This is a genomic window from Pseudomonas sp. P7779 (assembly GCF_013386315.1).
In the GTDB taxonomy this organism is placed as follows: Bacteria; Pseudomonadota; Gammaproteobacteria; order Pseudomonadales; family Pseudomonadaceae; genus Aquipseudomonas.
Map to the genome: position 1 here is coordinate 28,402 of NZ_JACARZ010000020.1, position 16,561 is coordinate 44,962.

General features: G+C 60.6%; 16 protein-coding genes. 6 read left to right on the top strand and 10 right to left on the bottom strand.

Features of this window, described 5'->3' with window-relative positions; genetic code table 11:
• Positions 1-45 precede the first annotated feature (45 nt).
• On the bottom strand, positions 46-768 hold the full coding sequence (locus HX869_RS07475) for a response regulator transcription factor (RefSeq protein WP_178902936.1): 723 nt from the start codon (positions 766-768) through the stop codon (positions 46-48).
• A gap of 173 nt (positions 769-941) precedes the next feature.
• On the opposite strand from HX869_RS07475, the gene HX869_RS07480 reads away from it, so the two are divergent.
• From HX869_RS07480 to HX869_RS07490, 3 genes are all read left to right on the top strand, one after another.
• Positions 942-1,193, top strand: coding sequence for a hypothetical protein (locus tag HX869_RS07480; protein ID WP_178902937.1), 252 nt, complete (start codon positions 942-944; stop codon positions 1,191-1,193).
• A 269-nt stretch (positions 1,194-1,462) separates the two neighbouring features.
• On the top strand, positions 1,463-2,458 hold the full coding sequence (locus tag HX869_RS07485) for a FecR domain-containing protein (RefSeq protein WP_256736753.1): 996 nt from the start codon (positions 1,463-1,465) through the stop codon (positions 2,456-2,458).
• Between the two features lie 18 nt (positions 2,459-2,476).
• Entirely contained in the window at positions 2,477-4,768 is a 2,292-nt protein-coding gene (locus HX869_RS07490) for a CHASE2 domain-containing protein (protein WP_178902938.1), read from the top strand.
• 180 nt (positions 4,769-4,948) lie between these two features.
• Here the strand turns inward: HX869_RS07490 and HX869_RS07495 are convergent, their stop codons facing one another.
• The 4 genes from HX869_RS07495 to glyQ form a co-directional block, all read right to left on the bottom strand.
• The gene (locus HX869_RS07495; RefSeq protein WP_003213596.1) at positions 4,949-5,719 is read right to left on the bottom strand and encodes a 1-acyl-sn-glycerol-3-phosphate acyltransferase; all 771 of its coding nucleotides are present in this window, start codon (positions 5,717-5,719) and stop codon (positions 4,949-4,951) included.
• An 84-nt stretch (positions 5,720-5,803) separates the two neighbouring features.
• Positions 5,804-6,340 carry a D-glycero-beta-D-manno-heptose 1,7-bisphosphate 7-phosphatase gene (gene gmhB, locus HX869_RS07500; protein ID WP_166742131.1) on the bottom strand — a complete coding sequence of 179 codons (537 nt, stop codon included), beginning with the start codon at positions 6,338-6,340 and terminating at the stop codon, positions 5,804-5,806.
• 2 nt (positions 6,341-6,342) lie between these two features.
• On the bottom strand, positions 6,343-8,397 hold the full coding sequence (gene glyS / locus HX869_RS07505; protein ID WP_178902939.1) for a glycine--tRNA ligase subunit beta: 2,055 nt from the start codon (positions 8,395-8,397) through the stop codon (positions 6,343-6,345).
• Entirely contained in the window at positions 8,394-9,347 is a 954-nt protein-coding gene (gene glyQ, locus HX869_RS07510) for a glycine--tRNA ligase subunit alpha (protein ID WP_003213601.1), read from the bottom strand. The genes glyS and glyQ overlap by 4 nt, the downstream gene beginning before the upstream one ends.
• A gap of 81 nt (positions 9,348-9,428) precedes the next feature.
• On the opposite strand from glyQ, the gene HX869_RS07515 reads away from it, so the two are divergent.
• Both HX869_RS07515 and HX869_RS07520 read left to right on the top strand, forming a co-directional pair.
• Positions 9,429-9,986 carry a DNA-3-methyladenine glycosylase I gene (locus HX869_RS07515; RefSeq protein ID WP_003213603.1) on the top strand — a complete coding sequence of 186 codons (558 nt, stop codon included), beginning with the start codon at positions 9,429-9,431 and terminating at the stop codon, positions 9,984-9,986.
• Positions 9,987-10,026: 40 nt separating this feature from the next.
• Positions 10,027-10,914, top strand: coding sequence for a lysophospholipid acyltransferase (locus HX869_RS07520; RefSeq protein WP_003213605.1), 888 nt, complete (start codon positions 10,027-10,029; stop codon positions 10,912-10,914).
• 134 nt (positions 10,915-11,048) lie between these two features.
• Here HX869_RS07520 and HX869_RS07525 read toward each other — a convergent pair whose 3' ends face one another.
• Genes HX869_RS07525 through def form a run of 5 tightly spaced genes read right to left on the bottom strand, consistent with a single transcriptional unit; the run spans position 11,049 to position 15,605 of the window.
• Positions 11,049-11,360, bottom strand: coding sequence for a lipopolysaccharide assembly protein LapB (locus HX869_RS07525; RefSeq protein WP_003213608.1), 312 nt, complete (start codon positions 11,358-11,360; stop codon positions 11,049-11,051).
• A gap of 18 nt (positions 11,361-11,378) precedes the next feature.
• The gene (gene trkA / locus HX869_RS07530) at positions 11,379-12,752 is read right to left on the bottom strand and encodes a Trk system potassium transporter TrkA (RefSeq protein ID WP_003213611.1); all 1,374 of its coding nucleotides are present in this window, start codon (positions 12,750-12,752) and stop codon (positions 11,379-11,381) included.
• Positions 12,753-12,774: 22 nt separating this feature from the next.
• A complete protein-coding gene (gene rsmB / locus HX869_RS07535; RefSeq protein ID WP_177069844.1) occupies positions 12,775-14,085 on the bottom strand; it encodes a 16S rRNA (cytosine(967)-C(5))-methyltransferase RsmB in 1,311 nt (436 codons plus the stop codon).
• Positions 14,082-15,041: a methionyl-tRNA formyltransferase gene (gene fmt / locus HX869_RS07540; protein WP_003213615.1), complete on the bottom strand. Its 960-nt coding sequence runs from the start codon at positions 15,039-15,041 to the stop codon at positions 14,082-14,084. The genes rsmB and fmt overlap by 4 nt, the downstream gene beginning before the upstream one ends.
• A 57-nt stretch (positions 15,042-15,098) precedes the next feature.
• Positions 15,099-15,605, bottom strand: a complete 507-nt coding sequence (def, locus tag HX869_RS07545; protein WP_003213617.1) for a peptide deformylase — start codon at positions 15,603-15,605, stop codon at positions 15,099-15,101.
• Positions 15,606-15,755: 150 nt separating this feature from the next.
• Between def and HX869_RS07550 the strand changes: the two genes are divergently transcribed.
• The gene (locus tag HX869_RS07550; RefSeq protein ID WP_178902940.1) at positions 15,756-16,544 is read left to right on the top strand and encodes a peptidoglycan-binding protein; all 789 of its coding nucleotides are present in this window, start codon (positions 15,756-15,758) and stop codon (positions 16,542-16,544) included.
• Positions 16,545-16,561: the final 17 nt, after the last annotated feature.

A 16,561-nucleotide genomic window follows, 5' to 3' on the forward strand; every position in this document is an offset into this window, starting at 1 on the left:
ATGGGCTGGATATGAGCATTTTATAAATGCTCCACGTGGAACATCTCAGTCCTCGGAAGCCGCCGTCACACTCTCCAACCGATATCCGTACCCATAGATCGTCAGCAACTGCCAACCCCGATCCGCCGTCAGCCCGAGCTTATTCCGCAGCCGATAAATATGCGTATCCAGCGGCCGCGACGACACCATCTCCTCATGGGTCCAGAACCGTTCATACAGGTACTCTCGAGACAGCGGCCGCGCCAGGTTCTCAAACAGGCACCGCGCCAGGCGGTATTCGCGCTCCGTCAGGCTGATGGGTTTTCCCGCCCTGCTCACCGTGAGTTCAGCATCATCAAAGGTCAGGTCATTGAAGGTATGCACCTCACTGGCTGCAGACTTCTGCAACCCGTGGCGACGCAGAACGGCATTCACCCGAGCCTTAAGCTCATTGGGACGAAACGGCTTGCTGACGTAATCATCGGCACCACTGTTCAGCGCCTGGACGATATCGCTCTCGGCATCGCGGCTGGTAAGCATGATGGCGGCTGGCGGCGCTTCCATGTGCTCGCGGGTCCAGCGCAGCAATGCCAGGCCACTGAGGTCAGGTAGTTGCCAGTCAAGGATCAGCAAGTCAAAGGTCTCGCGGCGCAGTTGTCGCAGCAGGTCTTCTCCACGCTCGAAGCAGTGCAGGGCCCATGGCTGATCCGCAGCGCTGGGGATTTGTCGCAGTGTCTGTTCCACCCGCCGCAGTTCAGCAGGTTCGTCATCCAATATTGCGACACGCATGGCAGGGTCCTTTCTTATTGAAGAATGCGGGCATCGAATCTGAACAATTATGGCCAGATTCTCAGGCCCTCTGAATCTCTCGGTACGCTGATATCAAATGGCCGCAAGCCATTGGAAATCGTCAACACCCAAGCTGGGAAGATACCGGCTCGAGACCTTCAGGAAAAGGATCAATGGCAATCTGGTTTTATGCTGTTTCGAGACGTATGGCCGTTCTGGGGAAGGTTGATGTATGGGGAAGACTGGTATTGGTGGTGATGGTTGCTACGCTGGGCACGGAAACGGTCGGGGCCATTAAGCCGGCGATACCTATGCCGTTCGAGGAACGGCAGACTTTGAGTGAGCCCGGCAATGGCATGGGCTTCGCCCGTTCACCGTTTCAGCAACTCAGCGAACAGCAGCAGACCCAACGTTGGGTATTTTAAGTACCCGCAAATCTGAAGAAATGTTGCGAATCGGTCCGATGCACCTATGTTGTAGGTAAATTCGCTCTCGCTGGATGACACACGGATTGGAGCGACGGAAGTGCTCCGACACAGGGACGTGTCATCTTCTGCAATGGATCTCACGCTCCCAGATATTTCGGCTATCGACTGGATACCTCATCGAGTATCGTAGACGGTACTCAAGGTCTTCCCGCTGCAAGACGCTGCCTGAAAGTGCTTTCTGATGACCCATTAGAACTAGAATCTTGATGAGCGCCATGACCTTTTTCCCTTGCCGATTCCGCTCTGCCGCTTCTACGCTGTTGAGTTCGGGCCTGATCGTTACGCTTGGCGTAGTGAGTCTTCCGGCCTTGGCACGCCCTGCCCCTCCCCGTGCACCCTATATCGACGACAACCGGATGTGCCGCGCGCAACCGCTTCCGGCAGTGGTGCAGCACCTCACGGGCGAAGCCTGGAAACTGGATGCCAAGGGTGTGTCCGCGGCCCTGGAAGAAGGCATGTTCATTAATGAACAAGAAAGCGTGAAAACCTCATCGGGCGCATTTGTCAGCCTGTTGCTGGGGGACGGCTCGCGGATTGTCTTGCCCTCCAGCTCCCAGGTCCGATTGCATCTGGTCGAGGAGCAATCCATTCCCCAGGTGATTCTTGAAGAGGGTCAGGTCGAGGCTTACGTGATCAAGCGTGCCAGCGACTATGACCGTTTCCAGATCATGACCCCGGTGGGCGTTCTGGGGGTACGCGGCACGCATTTCCGTGTACGTAACGATGGCGAACAATCGCTGGTGGAAGTACTCAACGGGCAAGTGGCGGTCAATCGTGATGACGCTCCACCGACCCCGCACCCTATCAAGAAGAAGCCCATTACCGGCCCAGTCTCTGGTGAAGTAAAGGTTGGTGCGCGGCAGGGCCTCGCGTTCAAGAAACAAGGCGAACTCAAACCCGTGGAACTGCTTGATGCGCCACGGTTGGTCGGCCAGGACGGCCAAAAGGGCGATGCGCCTGTCTGGACCCTGTTCCTGCGGCCATTGGCCGGGGCCCAACGCTACCGGGCCCAGGTCGCGACCGATAAGGAGTTTCTGAACATCAAGCAGGAAAACTTCTCCGACAAGCCGCAAATGCGCTTCACTGGGCTGAAAGCATCGTTCTATCACGTTCGCTTGTCGGCATATGATGAACACGGGCTTGAGGGAGAAACCGGGGTTTATGACATTTTCTATTACCCACCCGCGAACCGCGTGCAGTAGTGCCCTGGACGCGAGCCGGTGAGGCTGTGGCACAGGGCTGAAAAGCGCCAACCGACTCAGGCTCAGCGGCTGTTCAATGGCCTGGTGCGCGAATGGCTGTGGGTCAGCCTGTTGCTATTACCCATCTCGGCCTTCCTGTCCCTGAGCCCTGGCCTGGCCCTCAATAACCTGCTGTATGACAGCCTCCGCCGGCTGGCGCCTTTATCGGTGGATCCACGCATCCTGCTGGTAACGATCGACGACCGAAGTCTGAAGGAACTTGGCCAATGGCCATGGTCCCGACGTGTGCATGCCGACCTGCTTGATCGGCTGAGCGCCGCCAAGCCTGCCGGCATCCTGTTCGATGTGATCTTCAGCGAGCCCGCCCGGGAGCCTGCCAATGACCTGCGCCTGGCCGAGGCTATGTGCAACGCTGGCAACGTCCTGTTGCCTTTGATTCGTGAAGGCTCGCCACGCTACGGCCAGCCTGTGGCGCAAATCCTGCCCGTGTTGCCCTTGCGTGATTGTGCCCGTAGCGTCGGCCATATCAACGTGGAAGCGGACAGCGACGGCATCGTTCGAAGCCTGTATTTGCGTGAAGGTCCACCCGGTAATTTGACACCGCAGTTAGCTTGGCTGGCGTTTGAACTGAGCGGCCAGCCATCCGGAATGCCAGGCGCACCTGGTCCGTCGGAAAGCTCCAGCTGGCAGCGGGAAAATGCCATTCGAATTCCTTTTATTGCCAGTCATGCCGGCTTTCCCAGCGTGCCGTATATCAGTGTCTTGCGCGGGGAGGTGCCATCCGAGTTGCTGCGCGACCGCTTGATCCTGATTGGCGCTACGGCACCGGGCATGGGCGACCGTTATGTTACGCCGCTTTCGGCCAGTGTCGGCACCACCCCGGGCGTGGAGATCCAGGCAAATATTCTCAATGGCTTGCTGCAAGGGCGCAGTATTGTCGATCTGCCCGTGTGGATGGCGACGCTACTGGCCACCGCGATGGTCGCGGTGCTGTTGGGCCTTCTGCTGTTTCGCCCGCGTTATGCACTGTGGCTGACCCTCGGTTGCATGGGGGCTGCGCTTCTGGGTTCATGGGGCCTGTTGCGCCTGGGCCATTGGTGGTCGCCGGCAGCAAGTCTGATTGGCATGCTGCTCAGCTACCTGATCTGGAACTGGCGGCGCCTGAGCGTGATCCTGGCCTACTTCGGCTGGGAACTGGCACGCCTGGACAACGAACCCAAAGTGCTCCCGGAGCGCCGTCGAGCGCCCGCCAGCCAGGGTGATGTATTGCAGGGACGAATCTTCGCCCTCGAACAAGCGGTCAGCCGTACCCGGGACACTCGTCGCTTCATGGCCGATGGGCTGGAATGTTTGCCTGTAGCAACCTTGATTACCGATCCCAAGGGCAACGTCCTGCTGGCCAATCGAATTGCCCGCGATGTGTTCGACAATGAACTGGTGGCCGAAAACCTCTTGGATCAGCTCGCCACATTAGGTTATCCACCGCTGCAGGACGGTGTTCGCCCTGCCCTGTCGACGCTGGAGATTGTCGAGTTCCGCGACACCCTTGACCGCAGCCTGCGCCTCGACCTGGCGCCGCTGCTGCCTGCAGACGGTGACGTGGCCCTGGGCTGGCTGCTGAGCCTCACAGACCTGAGCATTGAGCGTGATACCCAGCAGCAACGGGAGACCCTGCTGCGCTTTCTGTCCCATGACCTGCGTGCGCCGCATTCGGCGATCCTGGCCCTGTTGGATGTTCAGGACTCCGCCGCGCCGATATTTGCGCTGATCGAACAACAAGTCCGCCGTGCCCTGAACCTGACCGAATCATTCGTGCAGCTGGCGAAAGCCGAATCCGATGGCTACCAATTCCAGCCCAGCCTGTTCGCCATGTTGGTGCTCGACGCATTTGATCAAGTCGCAGTGCACGCCCAGTTGAAAGGCATTCGCCTGGTCCATCACCTGGATGAAGACGGCGAAGAAATGGTGTGGGCGGATCAATCGCTGCTGACCCGCGCCTTATTCAACCTGTTGGAAAATGCGGTGAAATACAGCCCATCGGGCACCACCGTTACGTTAAGCCTGACCCGCCATGAAGACGCGTTGGAGTGCCGCATCAGCGACCAGGGGCGAGGAATCTCCCCGCAGGATTTGCCCGAACTCTTCGCTCAATACCGGCGCTTCGCCTCGGCTCAGGGCAGTGAAGGATTGGGGTTGGGGCTGACCATGGTCAAGGCCGTCGTGGATCGTCACGGTGGGAGAATTCGCTGCGAAAGCGAGGTGGATAAAGGTACGACCTTCATCCTTCAGCTGCCATTGTGGCGAGACTGAATCGCGGCTTTTCACCTGTGCATAAAAAACCGGTCTCAAGGACCGGTTTTTTAATGCGGGAAAAACTTATGCACCTTTTCCGCTGTTTTATGAGCTTGGGAAATATGTAAGTAAATCAGCAGCCTATAAGCCAAAAAGAGCAATTCGCCAACAAACCGTACACAGGTTATCCACAGAAACTCAAATCACCGGCGTGTCGACCACAACCGGCTCCGGCGGCAACGAACCCATGGCCCTTTGTTGCGCTTCATTCCATGCCTGGGCACGGTCGTTCAGCGCTGCAATGGCACGTGGGCCTTCGCCCTCGGCATACATGGGCTCGCCAATGATTACAGTGATGGTGCCTTCACGCTTGGCCCAGCCGGTCTTTGGCCAGAACTTGCCGGCGTTGTGGGCAATCGGCAGCACCGGCAGCCCGGCGTTCACCGCCAGGGCCGTACCGCCACGTGAGAACTTGCCCACAGTGCCGTAGGGCACGCGTGTGCCTTCAGGGAAGATCAGCACCCAAACCCCATCCTTCAACAGCTCATCGCCCTTCTTGGCCACATGCTTGAGTGCGGCCTTGGGGTTGTCGCGGTCGATGGCGATCGGTCGCAGCATGGCCATGGCCCAGCCGAAGAATGGCACGTACAGCAGCTCACGCTTGAGCACCTGGCTCAGGGGCGAGAAGTACGCAGACAGGAAAAAGGTTTCCCAGGTGCTCTGGTGGTTCGACAGAATCACACAAGGCTGGTCCGGGACGTTTTCGGCGCCCTTGATCTCGAAACGAATGTTCAGGAACACCTTGGTCAACCACAGCGCGCAGTTGCACCAAAAGACGTTGATGAAACGATAGCGCGCCTTGAACGGCAGGAAAGGCGCGATAAAAAAGCTCAGGGTGCACCAGAGAAAAGAGCTGGTGCCCAACAGCAGGTAAAAGAAGAAGGTTCTGATGGCCTGCAAAATCGACATGGCGGCATTTACCGTTGCGGGACAACGCCCGCCTGTTAAAAGCGCGCTCCCGAACAGTCCTTGGTCAGGAAGTCAGAAGGGCTGCTAGTTGTTGATAAGTTCTGCGGCAACCGCCGCCAGATCGTCAAAAATCAAAGTACCTACCGGCAGGGTTTTAGCCTGGGTCTTTTCGCCTTTCCCGGTTTTTACCAAAACTGGCTGAGAGTCGACGGCTTTGGCGGCTTCCAGGTCACCGAGGCTGTCCCCGACAAACCATAGCCCAGCCAACGGCACGTTGTAATGTTCAGCAATAGTTTTAAGCATACCCGGTTTGGGCTTGCGGCAATCGCAGCCTTCATCCGGGCCGTGCGGGCAATACACCACCAGCCCTACTTCACCGCCCTGCTCGGCCACCAGCGTGCGCAGGCGCGCGTGCATGGCGTCGAGGGTGGCGATGTCGTAGTAGCCGCGAGCGATGCCGGACTGGTTGGTGGCGATGGCCACTGTCCAGCCCGCTTTGCTCAACTGCGCGATGGCCTCGATCGAGCCGGGCAGTGGAATCCATTCCGCCACCGATTTGATGTAAGCGTCGGAGTCGTAATTGATCACTCCGTCCCGGTCGAGAATCAGCAGTTTCAACATGGTCAGCTCAGTACGGAAATGTCAGCGATATTGATGAACAGGCCGCGCAGGCGCGCCAGCATGGCGTAGCGGTTTTTCCGCACGCCCGCGTCTTCGGCATTGATCATCACCGCTTCGAAGAACGCATCCACCGGCTCACGCAAGGTGGCCAGGCGCGCCAAGGCTTCGGCGTAGTTGCGTTCGACGATCAGCGGCTTCACTGCGTTTTCCGCCTTGGCGATGGCCGAGTTCAGCGAGAACTCCTTGGCATCGGCAAACAGGCCCGGGTCGACTTCGGCATTGCCGAGGTTGTCGGCCTTGCTCAGCAGGTTCGACACACGCTTGTTCACGGCGGCCAGGGCACCGGCTTCCGGCAGCTTGCGGAAGGCCTGTACGGCCTGCACACGCTGGTCGAAGTCCAGCGCCGAACCTGGTTGCAGGGCACGTACCGACAGGTACACCGAAACGTCCACGCCTTCGTCTTCGTAACGCGCACGCAGACGGTCGAACACGAACTCCAGCACTTGCTCGGCCAGGCCCGCTTGCTTGACCTTGGCACCGAACTGGCCAACCGCAAACACCACGGCCTGGGTCAGGTCGAGGTCGAGCTTCTTGTCGATCAGGATGCGCAGCACGCCCAGGGCCGCACGGCGCAGCGCATACGGGTCTTTGCTGCCGGTAGGCAACATGCCGATACCGAAGATACCGACGAGGGTATCCAGCTTGTCAGCGATGGCCACGGCCGCACCGGTGAGGGTGGTCGGCAGCTCGGCGCCGGCACCGCGCGGCATGTACTGCTCGTTCAGCGCGAGGGCGACGTCCTGCGGCTCGCCATCATTCAGGGCGTAGTAGTAACCGGCAACACCTTGCATCTCCGGGAACTCGCCGACCATCTCGGTGGCCAGGTCGCACTTGGACAGCAGGCCGGCACGCGCAGCCCAGGCAGCATCGCCACCAATGCGTGGCGCGATGTAGGCCGCCAGCTTGGAAACCCGCACGGCCTTGTCGTATACGCTGCCGAGTTTTTCCTGGAACACCACGTTCTGCAGGCGCAGGTTGAAGTCTTCGAGCTTCTGCTTCTTGTCTTGCTTGAAGAAGAACTCGGCGTCAGTCAGGCGCGGGCGAACGACTTTTTCGTTACCGGCGATGATCTGCTGCGGGTCCTTGCTTTCGATGTTGGCCACGGTGATGAAGCGCGGCAGCAGCTTGCCGTCGACGTCCAGCAGGCAGAAATACTTCTGGTTGTCCTGCATGGTGGTGATCAGCGCTTCCTGCGGCACGTCGAGGAAACGCTCCTCGAACGAGCACACCAGCGGCACTGGCCATTCAACCAAAGCGGTCACTTCGTCCAGCAGGCTTGGCGGCACGATGGCGGTGCCTTCCTGCAGGCGGGCCAGCTCTTCGGTACGCTTGCTGATCAGCTCGCGGCGCTCATTGGCATCCGCCAGCACATAGGCTGCACGCAGGTCATTGAGGTAGTTGGCGGGCGCGGTGATTCGCACGGCTTCAGGATGGTGGAAGCGGTGGCCACGTGAATCACGGCCGGCCTTCTGGGCGAGGATGGTGCAGTCGATGACCTGGTCACCGAGCAGCATCACCAGCCATTGGGTCGGGCGCACGAACTCTTCCTTGCGGGCACCCCAGCGCATGCGCTTGGGAATCGGCAGGTCGTTCAGCGAGTCTTCAACGATGGTCGGCAACAGGCTGGCGGTCGGCTTGCCGGTGATGACCTGGCTGAAACGCAGCTTCGGGCCACTCTGGTCGATTTCGCTCAGCTCGACGCCACACTTCTTGGCAAAACCAAGGGCGGCTTGAGTCGGGTTGCCTTCAGCATCGAAGGCGGCCTGGCGTGGCGGGCCGTCGAGGTTGATGCTGCGGTCCGGCTGCTGGGTTTCCAGTGCGGTGAGCAACACCGCCAGTCGGCGCGGCGCGGCGTAGACTTTTTTTGCGGCGAACTTCAGGCCAGCGGTTTGCAGGCCTTTTTCGATACCGGCCAGGAATGCGTCGGCCAGGGTATTCAGTGCCTTGGGTGGCAGCTCTTCGGTGCCCAGTTCAACCAGGAAATCTTGAGCACTCATTGTGCAGCCTCCAGCTTAGCCAACACTTCATCACGCAGGTCCGGGGTGGCCATCGGGAAGCCCAGCTTGGCGCGAGCCAACAGGTAGGCTTGGGCGACGGAACGCGCCAGGGTGCGTACACGCAGGATGTATTGCTGGCGCGCAGTTACCGAGATGGCACGACGGGCGTCCAGCAGGTTGAAGGTGTGGGATGCCTTCAGAACCATTTCATAGCTTGGCAACGGCAGCGGCTGATCCAGTTCGATCAGGCGCTTGGCTTCGCTTTCATAGAAGTCGAACAGTTCGAACAGCTTCTCGACGTTCGCGTGTTCGAAGTTGTAGGTCGACTGCTCCACTTCGTTCTGGTGGAACACGTCGCCGTAGGTCACCTTGCCGAACGGGCCGTCAGCCCACACCAGGTCGTAGACCGAGTCCACGCCTTGCAGGTACATGGCCAGGCGCTCGAGACCGTAGGTGATCTCGCCGGTCACCGGGTAGCACTCGATGCCGCCGGCTTGCTGGAAGTAAGTGAACTGCGTCACTTCCATGCCGTTGAGCCAGACTTCCCAGCCCAGGCCCCAGGCGCCCAGGGTTGGCGATTCCCAGTTGTCTTCGACGAAACGGATGTCGTGGACCAGCGGGTCCAGGCCGACATGTTTCAACGAGCCCAGGTACAGCTCCTGGAAGTTGTCCGGGTTTGGCTTCAGAACCACCTGGAACTGGTAGTAGTGCTGCAGGCGGTTCGGGTTTTCGCCGTAGCGGCCGTCAGTCGGGCGACGACTGGGCTGCACATAAGCGGCGTTCCAGGTTTCCGGGCCGATGGCCCGCAGGAAGGTAGCGGTGTGGAAAGTGCCGGCGCCTACTTCCATATCGTAGGGCTGAAGTACCACACAACCTTGCTCGGCCCAGTATTGCTGGAGGGCGAGGATCAAGTCTTGGAAGGTACGCACGGCTGGCGTAGGCTGGCTCACGAAATTCACCTGTTACTTGGGCTGCGATTTAAAGAGCGGGAGTATACCCGATTCGGCCGCGCCACCATCCCCTGGAGCCTTATGCCACGCTGCTTTTGGTGTTCTGAAGATCCGCTGTACATGGCTTATCACGATCAGGAGTGGGGAACGCCGCTGCGCGATGCGCAGGGACTGTTCGAGTTGCTTTTGCTCGAAGGGTTCCAGGCGGGTCTGTCCTGGATCACCGTTTTACGCAAACGCGAGCATTATCGAAAGGTCTTGTTCGGCTTTGATGCGCAGCGTCTGGCCCAACTGAGCGATGCCGAGATCGAAGCGCTGATGCTCGATTCGGGCATCGTGCGTAACCGCCTGAAACTCAATGCCACCCGGCGCAATGCCGCCGCCTGGCTGGCGCTGCAGGACCCCGTGGAGTTTCTGTGGTCGTTTGTGGGCGGCGTGCCCAAGGTCAATCATTTCAAGGACCGCAGCCAGGTCCCGGCCATTACGCCGGAGGCTGAGGCCATGAGCAAAGCCTTGAAAAAAGCCGGCTTCACCTTCGTCGGGCCGACCATCTGCTACGCGTTCATGCAGGCCTCGGGCATGGTCATGGACCACACTCAGGACTGCGACCGTTACGCGGACCTCGCCAACGCCGGTTAGAATGGCGGCTTTGCGCACCACACACGATCAGGAGTGACCTGTGGAAAAGTTTAAAGGCGCCTTGCTGGTAGGCGCTCTTCGGTTGTTTGCCCTGCTGCCCTGGCGCGCGGTGCAAGCGGTCGGTTCGGCAATTGGCTGGATCATGTGGAAAACCCCCAACCGTTCCCGTGAGACGGTGCGGATCAACCTGTCCAAATGCTTCCCGGACATGGATCCGGCCGAGCGCGAGCGTCTCGTTGGACGCAGCCTGATGGACATCGGCAAGTCCCTGACCGAAAGCGCCTGCGCCTGGATCTGGCCGGCCCAGCGTTCCATCGACCTGGTGCGCGAGGTCGAAGGCCTGGAAGTGCTGCACGAAGCCCTGGCTTCGGGCAAAGGCGTGGTCGGCATCACCAGCCACCTGGGCAACTGGGAAGTGTTGAACCACTTCTATTGCAGCCAGTGTAAACCGATCATTTTCTACCGCCCGCCGAAGCTCAAGGCGGTGGATGACTTGCTGCGCAAACAGCGGGTGCAACTGGGTAACCGCGTGGCGGCGTCCACCAAGGAAGGCATCCTCAGCGTCATCAAGGAAGTGCGCAAAGGCGGCCAGGTGGGGATTCCTGCGGATCCGGAGCCGGCGGAATCGGCCGGGATCTTCGTGCCGTTCTTCGCCACCCAGGCGCTGACCAGCAAGTTCGTGCCGAACATGCTGGCGGGGCACAAGGCGGTCGGGGTGTTCCTGCATGCCCTGCGGCTGCCGGATGGCTCGGGCTACAAAGTGATCCTGGAAGCGGCGCCGGAAGACATGTACAGCACCGATACAGCCACTTCGTGTGCGGCGATGAGCAAGGTGGTGGAGCGCTATGTGGGGGCTTACCCGAGCCAGTACATGTGGAGCATGAAACGCTTCAAGAAACGCCCGCCGGGTGAGGCGCGGTGGTATTGATGTACGGCTGACTCAAGGTTGGCACAAAACAAAATGTGGGAGCGGGCTTGCTCGCGAAGGCGGTGTATCAGACACAAATTCGGTGACTGACACGACGCCTTCGCGAGCAAGCCCGCTCCCACATTGGGTTCTGCTTAAGCTTGGCGGTCGAGTTTCTTCAGGAATACGGTCATTTCCTTTTCGGCCTGCTTGTCGCCATGTGCCAGGGCCGCTTCAATACCCTTCTCCCAAGCTAACCGCGCTGCAGCGTTATCACCCTGCCCCAGCTGCGCCTTGCCCAACAGCTTCCACGCCGCCGAATACTTCGGATCGAACTCGACGCATTTCTGCAAATGCTCGGCCGCTTTGGCGTTGTCCTTCAGATCAAGATAACCCTTGCCCAAACCAAACCGCAGCAGTGAGTTATCCACGCCCTTGGCGAGCATTTTTTCCAGGGATTCGAGCATGTCGGTCACTCCGTTTGATCAGAAAAAGCTCAGGCCCACGTGGAACAGCTTCTCCACATCGCGGATATGTTTTTTATCCACAAGGAACAGAATCACGTGGTCGCCCGTGGCGATCACCGTGTCGTCGTGGGCGATGATCACTTCTTCATCGCGAATGATTGCGCCGATGGTGGTGCCCGGCGGCAGGCCGATATCGCGGATCGCCTTGCCAATCACCTTGCTCGATTTTGAATCACCGTGGGCAATCGCCTCGATGGCTTCCGCCGCACCCCGGCGCAACGAGTGCACACTGACGATATCGCCGCGGCGCACGTGGGCCAGCAAGGTGCCGATGGTCGCCAGTTGCGGGCTGATGGCGATGTCGATATCGCCGCCCTGGATCAGGTCGACGTAGGCCGGGTTGTTGATGATGGTCATCACCTTCTTCGCCCCCAGCCGCTTGGCCAGCAACGACGACATGATGTTGGCTTCGTCATCGTTGGTCAGGGCCAGGAAGATGTCGGCGTCGGCGATGTTTTCTTCCAGCAGCAGATCACGATCCGAGGCGCTGCCCTGCAGGACCACGGTGCTGTCGAGGGTGTCGGACAAATACCGGCAGCGTGCCGGATTCATCTCGATGATCTTCACCTGGTAGCGGCTTTCGATGGCCTCGGCCAAGCGCTCACCGATCTGCCCGCCGCCGGCGATGACGATGCGTTTATAGGTCTCATCCAGACGGCGCATTTCGCTCATCACCGCGCGAATGTTCGCTTTGGCGGCGATGAAAAACACCTCGTCGTCAGCCTCGATCACCGTATCGCCCTGGGGCAGGATCGGCCGGTCGCGACGGAAGATCGCCGCCACCCGCGTCTCGACGTTGGGCATGTGCTCGCGCAGTTGGCGCAGTTGCTGGCCCACCAACGGCCCGCCGTAGTAGGCCTTGACCGCCACCAGCTGTGCCTTGCCTTCGGCGAAGTCGATCACCTGCAAGGCGCCCGGGTGTTCGATCAGGCGCTTGATGTAATGGGTCACCACCTGTTCCGGGCTGATCAGCACATCGACCGGGATCGCGTCGTTGTCGAACAGTCCGGCGCGGGTCAGGTAGGCCGCCTCACGCACTCGGGCGATCTTGGTCGGAGTGTGAAACAGGGTGTGGGCGACCTGGCAGGCAACCATGTTGGTCTCGTCACTGTTGGTGACTGCCACCAGCATGTCGGCATCGTCGGCACCGGCCTGGCGCAGCACTGTAGGAAACGAGGCGCGGCCTTGTACGGTACGGATGTCCAAACGGTCGCCCAAATCCCGCAGGCGCTCCGCGTCGGTGTCGACCACGGTGATATCGTTGGCTTCGCTGGCCAAATGCTCGGCCAGCGTACCGCCAACCTGCCCTGCGCCGAGGATGATGATTTTCATCCGGTCACTCCCTTAAAACCATTCAGCCGCGAGCGGCGGCAATCTTGATCAGCTTGGCGTAATAGAACCCGTCGTGACCGCCTTCCTGGGCCAGCAACTGGCGGCCATGAGGCTGCTTGATCCCGGCCTGGATGTCGAGGTCCAGTTCCCGTGCGCCGCTGGTGCGGGCAAGGAAGGCTTCGATGACTTCAGTGTTTTCGGTAGGCAGCGTCGAGCAGGTGGCGTACAGCAGGATGCCGCCTACTTCGAGGGTCGGCCACAACGCGTCCAGCAACTCGCCTTGCAGCACGGCCAGGGCGGCGATGTCGTCGGGTTGGCGGGTCAGCTTTATGTCCGGGTGGCGGCGGATCACGCCGGTGGCGGAGCACGGTGCGTCCAGCAGGATGCGCTGGAACGGCTTGCCGTCCCACCAGGTGGCGGTGTCGCGGCCGTCAGCGGCGATCAGCTCGGCGCTGAGGCCCAGGCGGGCGAGGTTTTCCCGCACACGCACCAGGCGCTTGGCTTCCAGGTCGACGGCGACGACACCGGCCAGGTCTGCTTGCACTTCCATGATGTGGCAGGTCTTGCCGCCGGGGGCGCAACAGGCGTCCAGTACGCGTTGGCCCGGGGCCAGGTCCAGCAGGTCGGCGGCCAGTTGAGCGGCTTCGTCCTGCACGCTGATCCAGCCTTCGGCGAACCCGGGCAGATTACGGACATCGCCCGGTTCTGTAAGAACGATGCCGTCCTGGCTGTAGACACAGGCCGTGGCTGCTACGCCGGCTTCGCCAAGCAGCGCGAGATATGCATCGCGAGTGTGATGACGGCGATTGACCCGCAGGATCATCGGCGGGTGCGCATTGTTGGCGGCGCAGATGGCTTCCCATTGCTCGGGCCAGAATGCCTTCAGGGATTTTTGCAGCCAGCGCGGGTGGGCGGTGCGCACCACCGGGTCATGTTCCAGTTCGGCCAGCAGCGCTTCGCTTTCGCGCTGGGCGCGGCGCAGCACGGCGTTGAGCAGGGCCTTGGCCCAAGGCTTTTTCAGCTTGTCGGCGCAACCGACGGTTTCGCCGATGGCCGCGTGGGCCGGCACGCGGGTGTAGAGCAGTTGATACAGGCCCACCAGCAGCAGCGCCTCGACATCGGCGTCCGCCGCCTTGAACGGCTTTTGCAGCAGCTTGGCCGCCAGCGCCGATAAACGTGGCTGCCAGCGGGCGGTACCGAAGGCCAGGTCCTGGGTAAAGCCGCGATCGCGGTCTTCGACTTTATCCAGTTGGGTCGGCAACGAACTGTTGAGAGAAGCCTTGCCGTTGAGCACGGCGGCCAGGGCCTTGGCGGCGGCCAGACGTGGGTTCATTGCGCGTCCACCGCTTGGCCGAGGACGATGCCAACGGCAAATTTCTCACGGCGGCTGTTGAACAAATCGCTGAAGTTCAGCGCCTTGCCGCCGGGCAATTGCAGACGGGTCAGACACAGCGCCTGTTCACCGCACGCTACCAACAGGCCGTCCTTGCTGGCGCCGATGATCTCGCCGGGGGCGCCCTTGCCTTCGGCCAGGGTGGCGGCCAGTACTTTCAAGGCCTCGCCATTGAGCGTGCTGTGGCAGATCGGCCACGGGTTGAAGGCACGCACCAGACGCTCCAGCTCAACGGCCGGGCGGCTCCAGTCGATGCGGGCTTCATCCTTGTTCAATTTGTGGGCGTAGGTGGCGAGGCTGTCGTCCTGCACTTCACCTTGCAGAGTGCCGGCAGCCAGGCCTGCGATGGCCTGGACGACAGCCGGCGGGCCCATTTCGGCGAGGCGATCATGCAGGCTGCCGCCGGTGTCTTGCCCGGTGATCGGGGTGGTGACTTTCAGCAGCATCGGCCCGGTGTCCAGGCCTGCTTCCATGCGCATCACGGTCACCCCGCTTTGCGCATCACCGGCTTCGACGGCACGCTGGATCGGTGCCGCGCCACGCCAGCGAGGCAGCAGCGAGGCGTGACTGTTGATGCAGCCCAGGCGCGGGATATCCAGCACAGCCTGGGGCAGGATCAAGCCGTAGGCCACCACCACCAGCAGGTCTGGCTTCAGCGCAGCCAGTTCGGCCTGGGCATCGGCGTTGCGCAGGGTCGGCGGCTGCAGCACCACAATGTTGTTTTCCAGTGCCAGCTGCTTGACCGGGCTGGGCATCAGTTTTTGCCCACGACCGGCCGGGCGATCGGGCTGGGTGTAGACCGCCACGATTTCATAAGGGCTGGCGAGCAGGGCCTTGAGGTGTTCGGCGGCGAATTCGGGGGTGCCGGCAAAAACGATGCGCAGTGGCTCGGTCATGGGAAACGTCTCACAAAAGAAAAAGGCTTGCCGGAGCAAGCCTTTGAAAGAAGGGAATCAAGCTTGCTGGCGATGCTTCTTTTCCAGCTTCTTCTTGATCCGGTCGCGTTTAAGCGTGGACAGGTAATCGACAAACAGCTTGCCGTTGAGGTGGTCGCACTCGTGTTGGATGCACACCGCCAGCAGGCCTTCGGCAATCATCTCGAACGGCTTGCCGTCACGGTCCAGGGCCTTGATCTTGACGCGCTGGGGACGGTCGACGTTCTCGTAGAAGTCGGGCACCGACAGGCAGCCTTCCTGGTACTGGCCCATCTCGTCGGTCAGGGTTTCGAACTCAGGGTTGATAAACACCAGGGGCTCGCTGCGGTCTTCGGACAGGTCCATGACCACGACGCGCTGATGCACGTCGACCTGGGTCGCGGCGAGGCCGATACCCGGGGCTTCATACATTGTTTCAAACATGTCATCGACCAACTGACGAACCTTGGCGTCCACTACGGCCACTGGCTTGGCGATGGTGCGCAGGCGTGAGTCCGGAAATTCGAGGATGTTCAAAATAGCCATAAGCGTAATTGCTGCACATGTGAGGTAAAGGCAAGTCGGCGCCGGGGATGGACCCTTGATGTGCCGGGATAAGTGCCGTGGGAAAACGTCCGAAAGCCGCGAAGGCCAAGGCGTTTCACGCGAATGCACATAATAAAGGAGATTCACCCCATGAGGAAATCGCTACTCGTCTTGCTGCTGTGGGCCCAGGCCGTTATTGCCCAGGTTCCCGAGAGCTATCCACAGCCCGGCCAACCGTTGCCACTTCATACGCAGCAGGCCATCCAGCGCTTTTTACTGCACAACCGCATTCTCGATACCCCCCAGGAACTGGAGCACGCTCCCTATATTGTTGCAGCAGATGCCGGACGAGTATTGGGCGCCGATGGCGAGCGTATTTATGCGCGAGGTGCCCTGGACCCTGCAGTCGAAAGCTACGGGATCTTCCGTCGCGGCAAGGCCTATACCGACCCGCAAAGCCAGGAATTGCTGGGTATCAACGTCGACGACATTGGCACCGCACGTTTTGTGACGGCGGGCGATGTCAGCACGTTGGGTGTGCAGCGCGTCACCCAGGAAGTGCGGCCCGGCGACCGATTGCTCAGCCAGCAAGCGCCCATCGACCTGGCCAGCCTGGTGATTCAGATGCCTGCTCGCGCCACTGCCGGGCACATCATCGACGTGCCACGGGGCGTGACGCAGATCGGCGTGCTGGACGCGGTGACGCTGAACAAGGGCCGTCGTGACGGCCTGACGGAAGGCCATTTGCTGGCCGTGGTGAAAACCGGGGAAACCGTTCGGGACCGAGTGACCGGTGCTCCGGTGAAGATGCCCGACGAGCCGGCCGGGACGCTATTGGTGTTCCGCACCTACGAAAAGCTCAGCTACGGCCTGGTGCTCAGCGCGTCGCGATCGCTGGCGGTAATGGACCGTTTTGAGGCGCCTGATCAAAGACAATAATTAGGTTGCTAAATAAG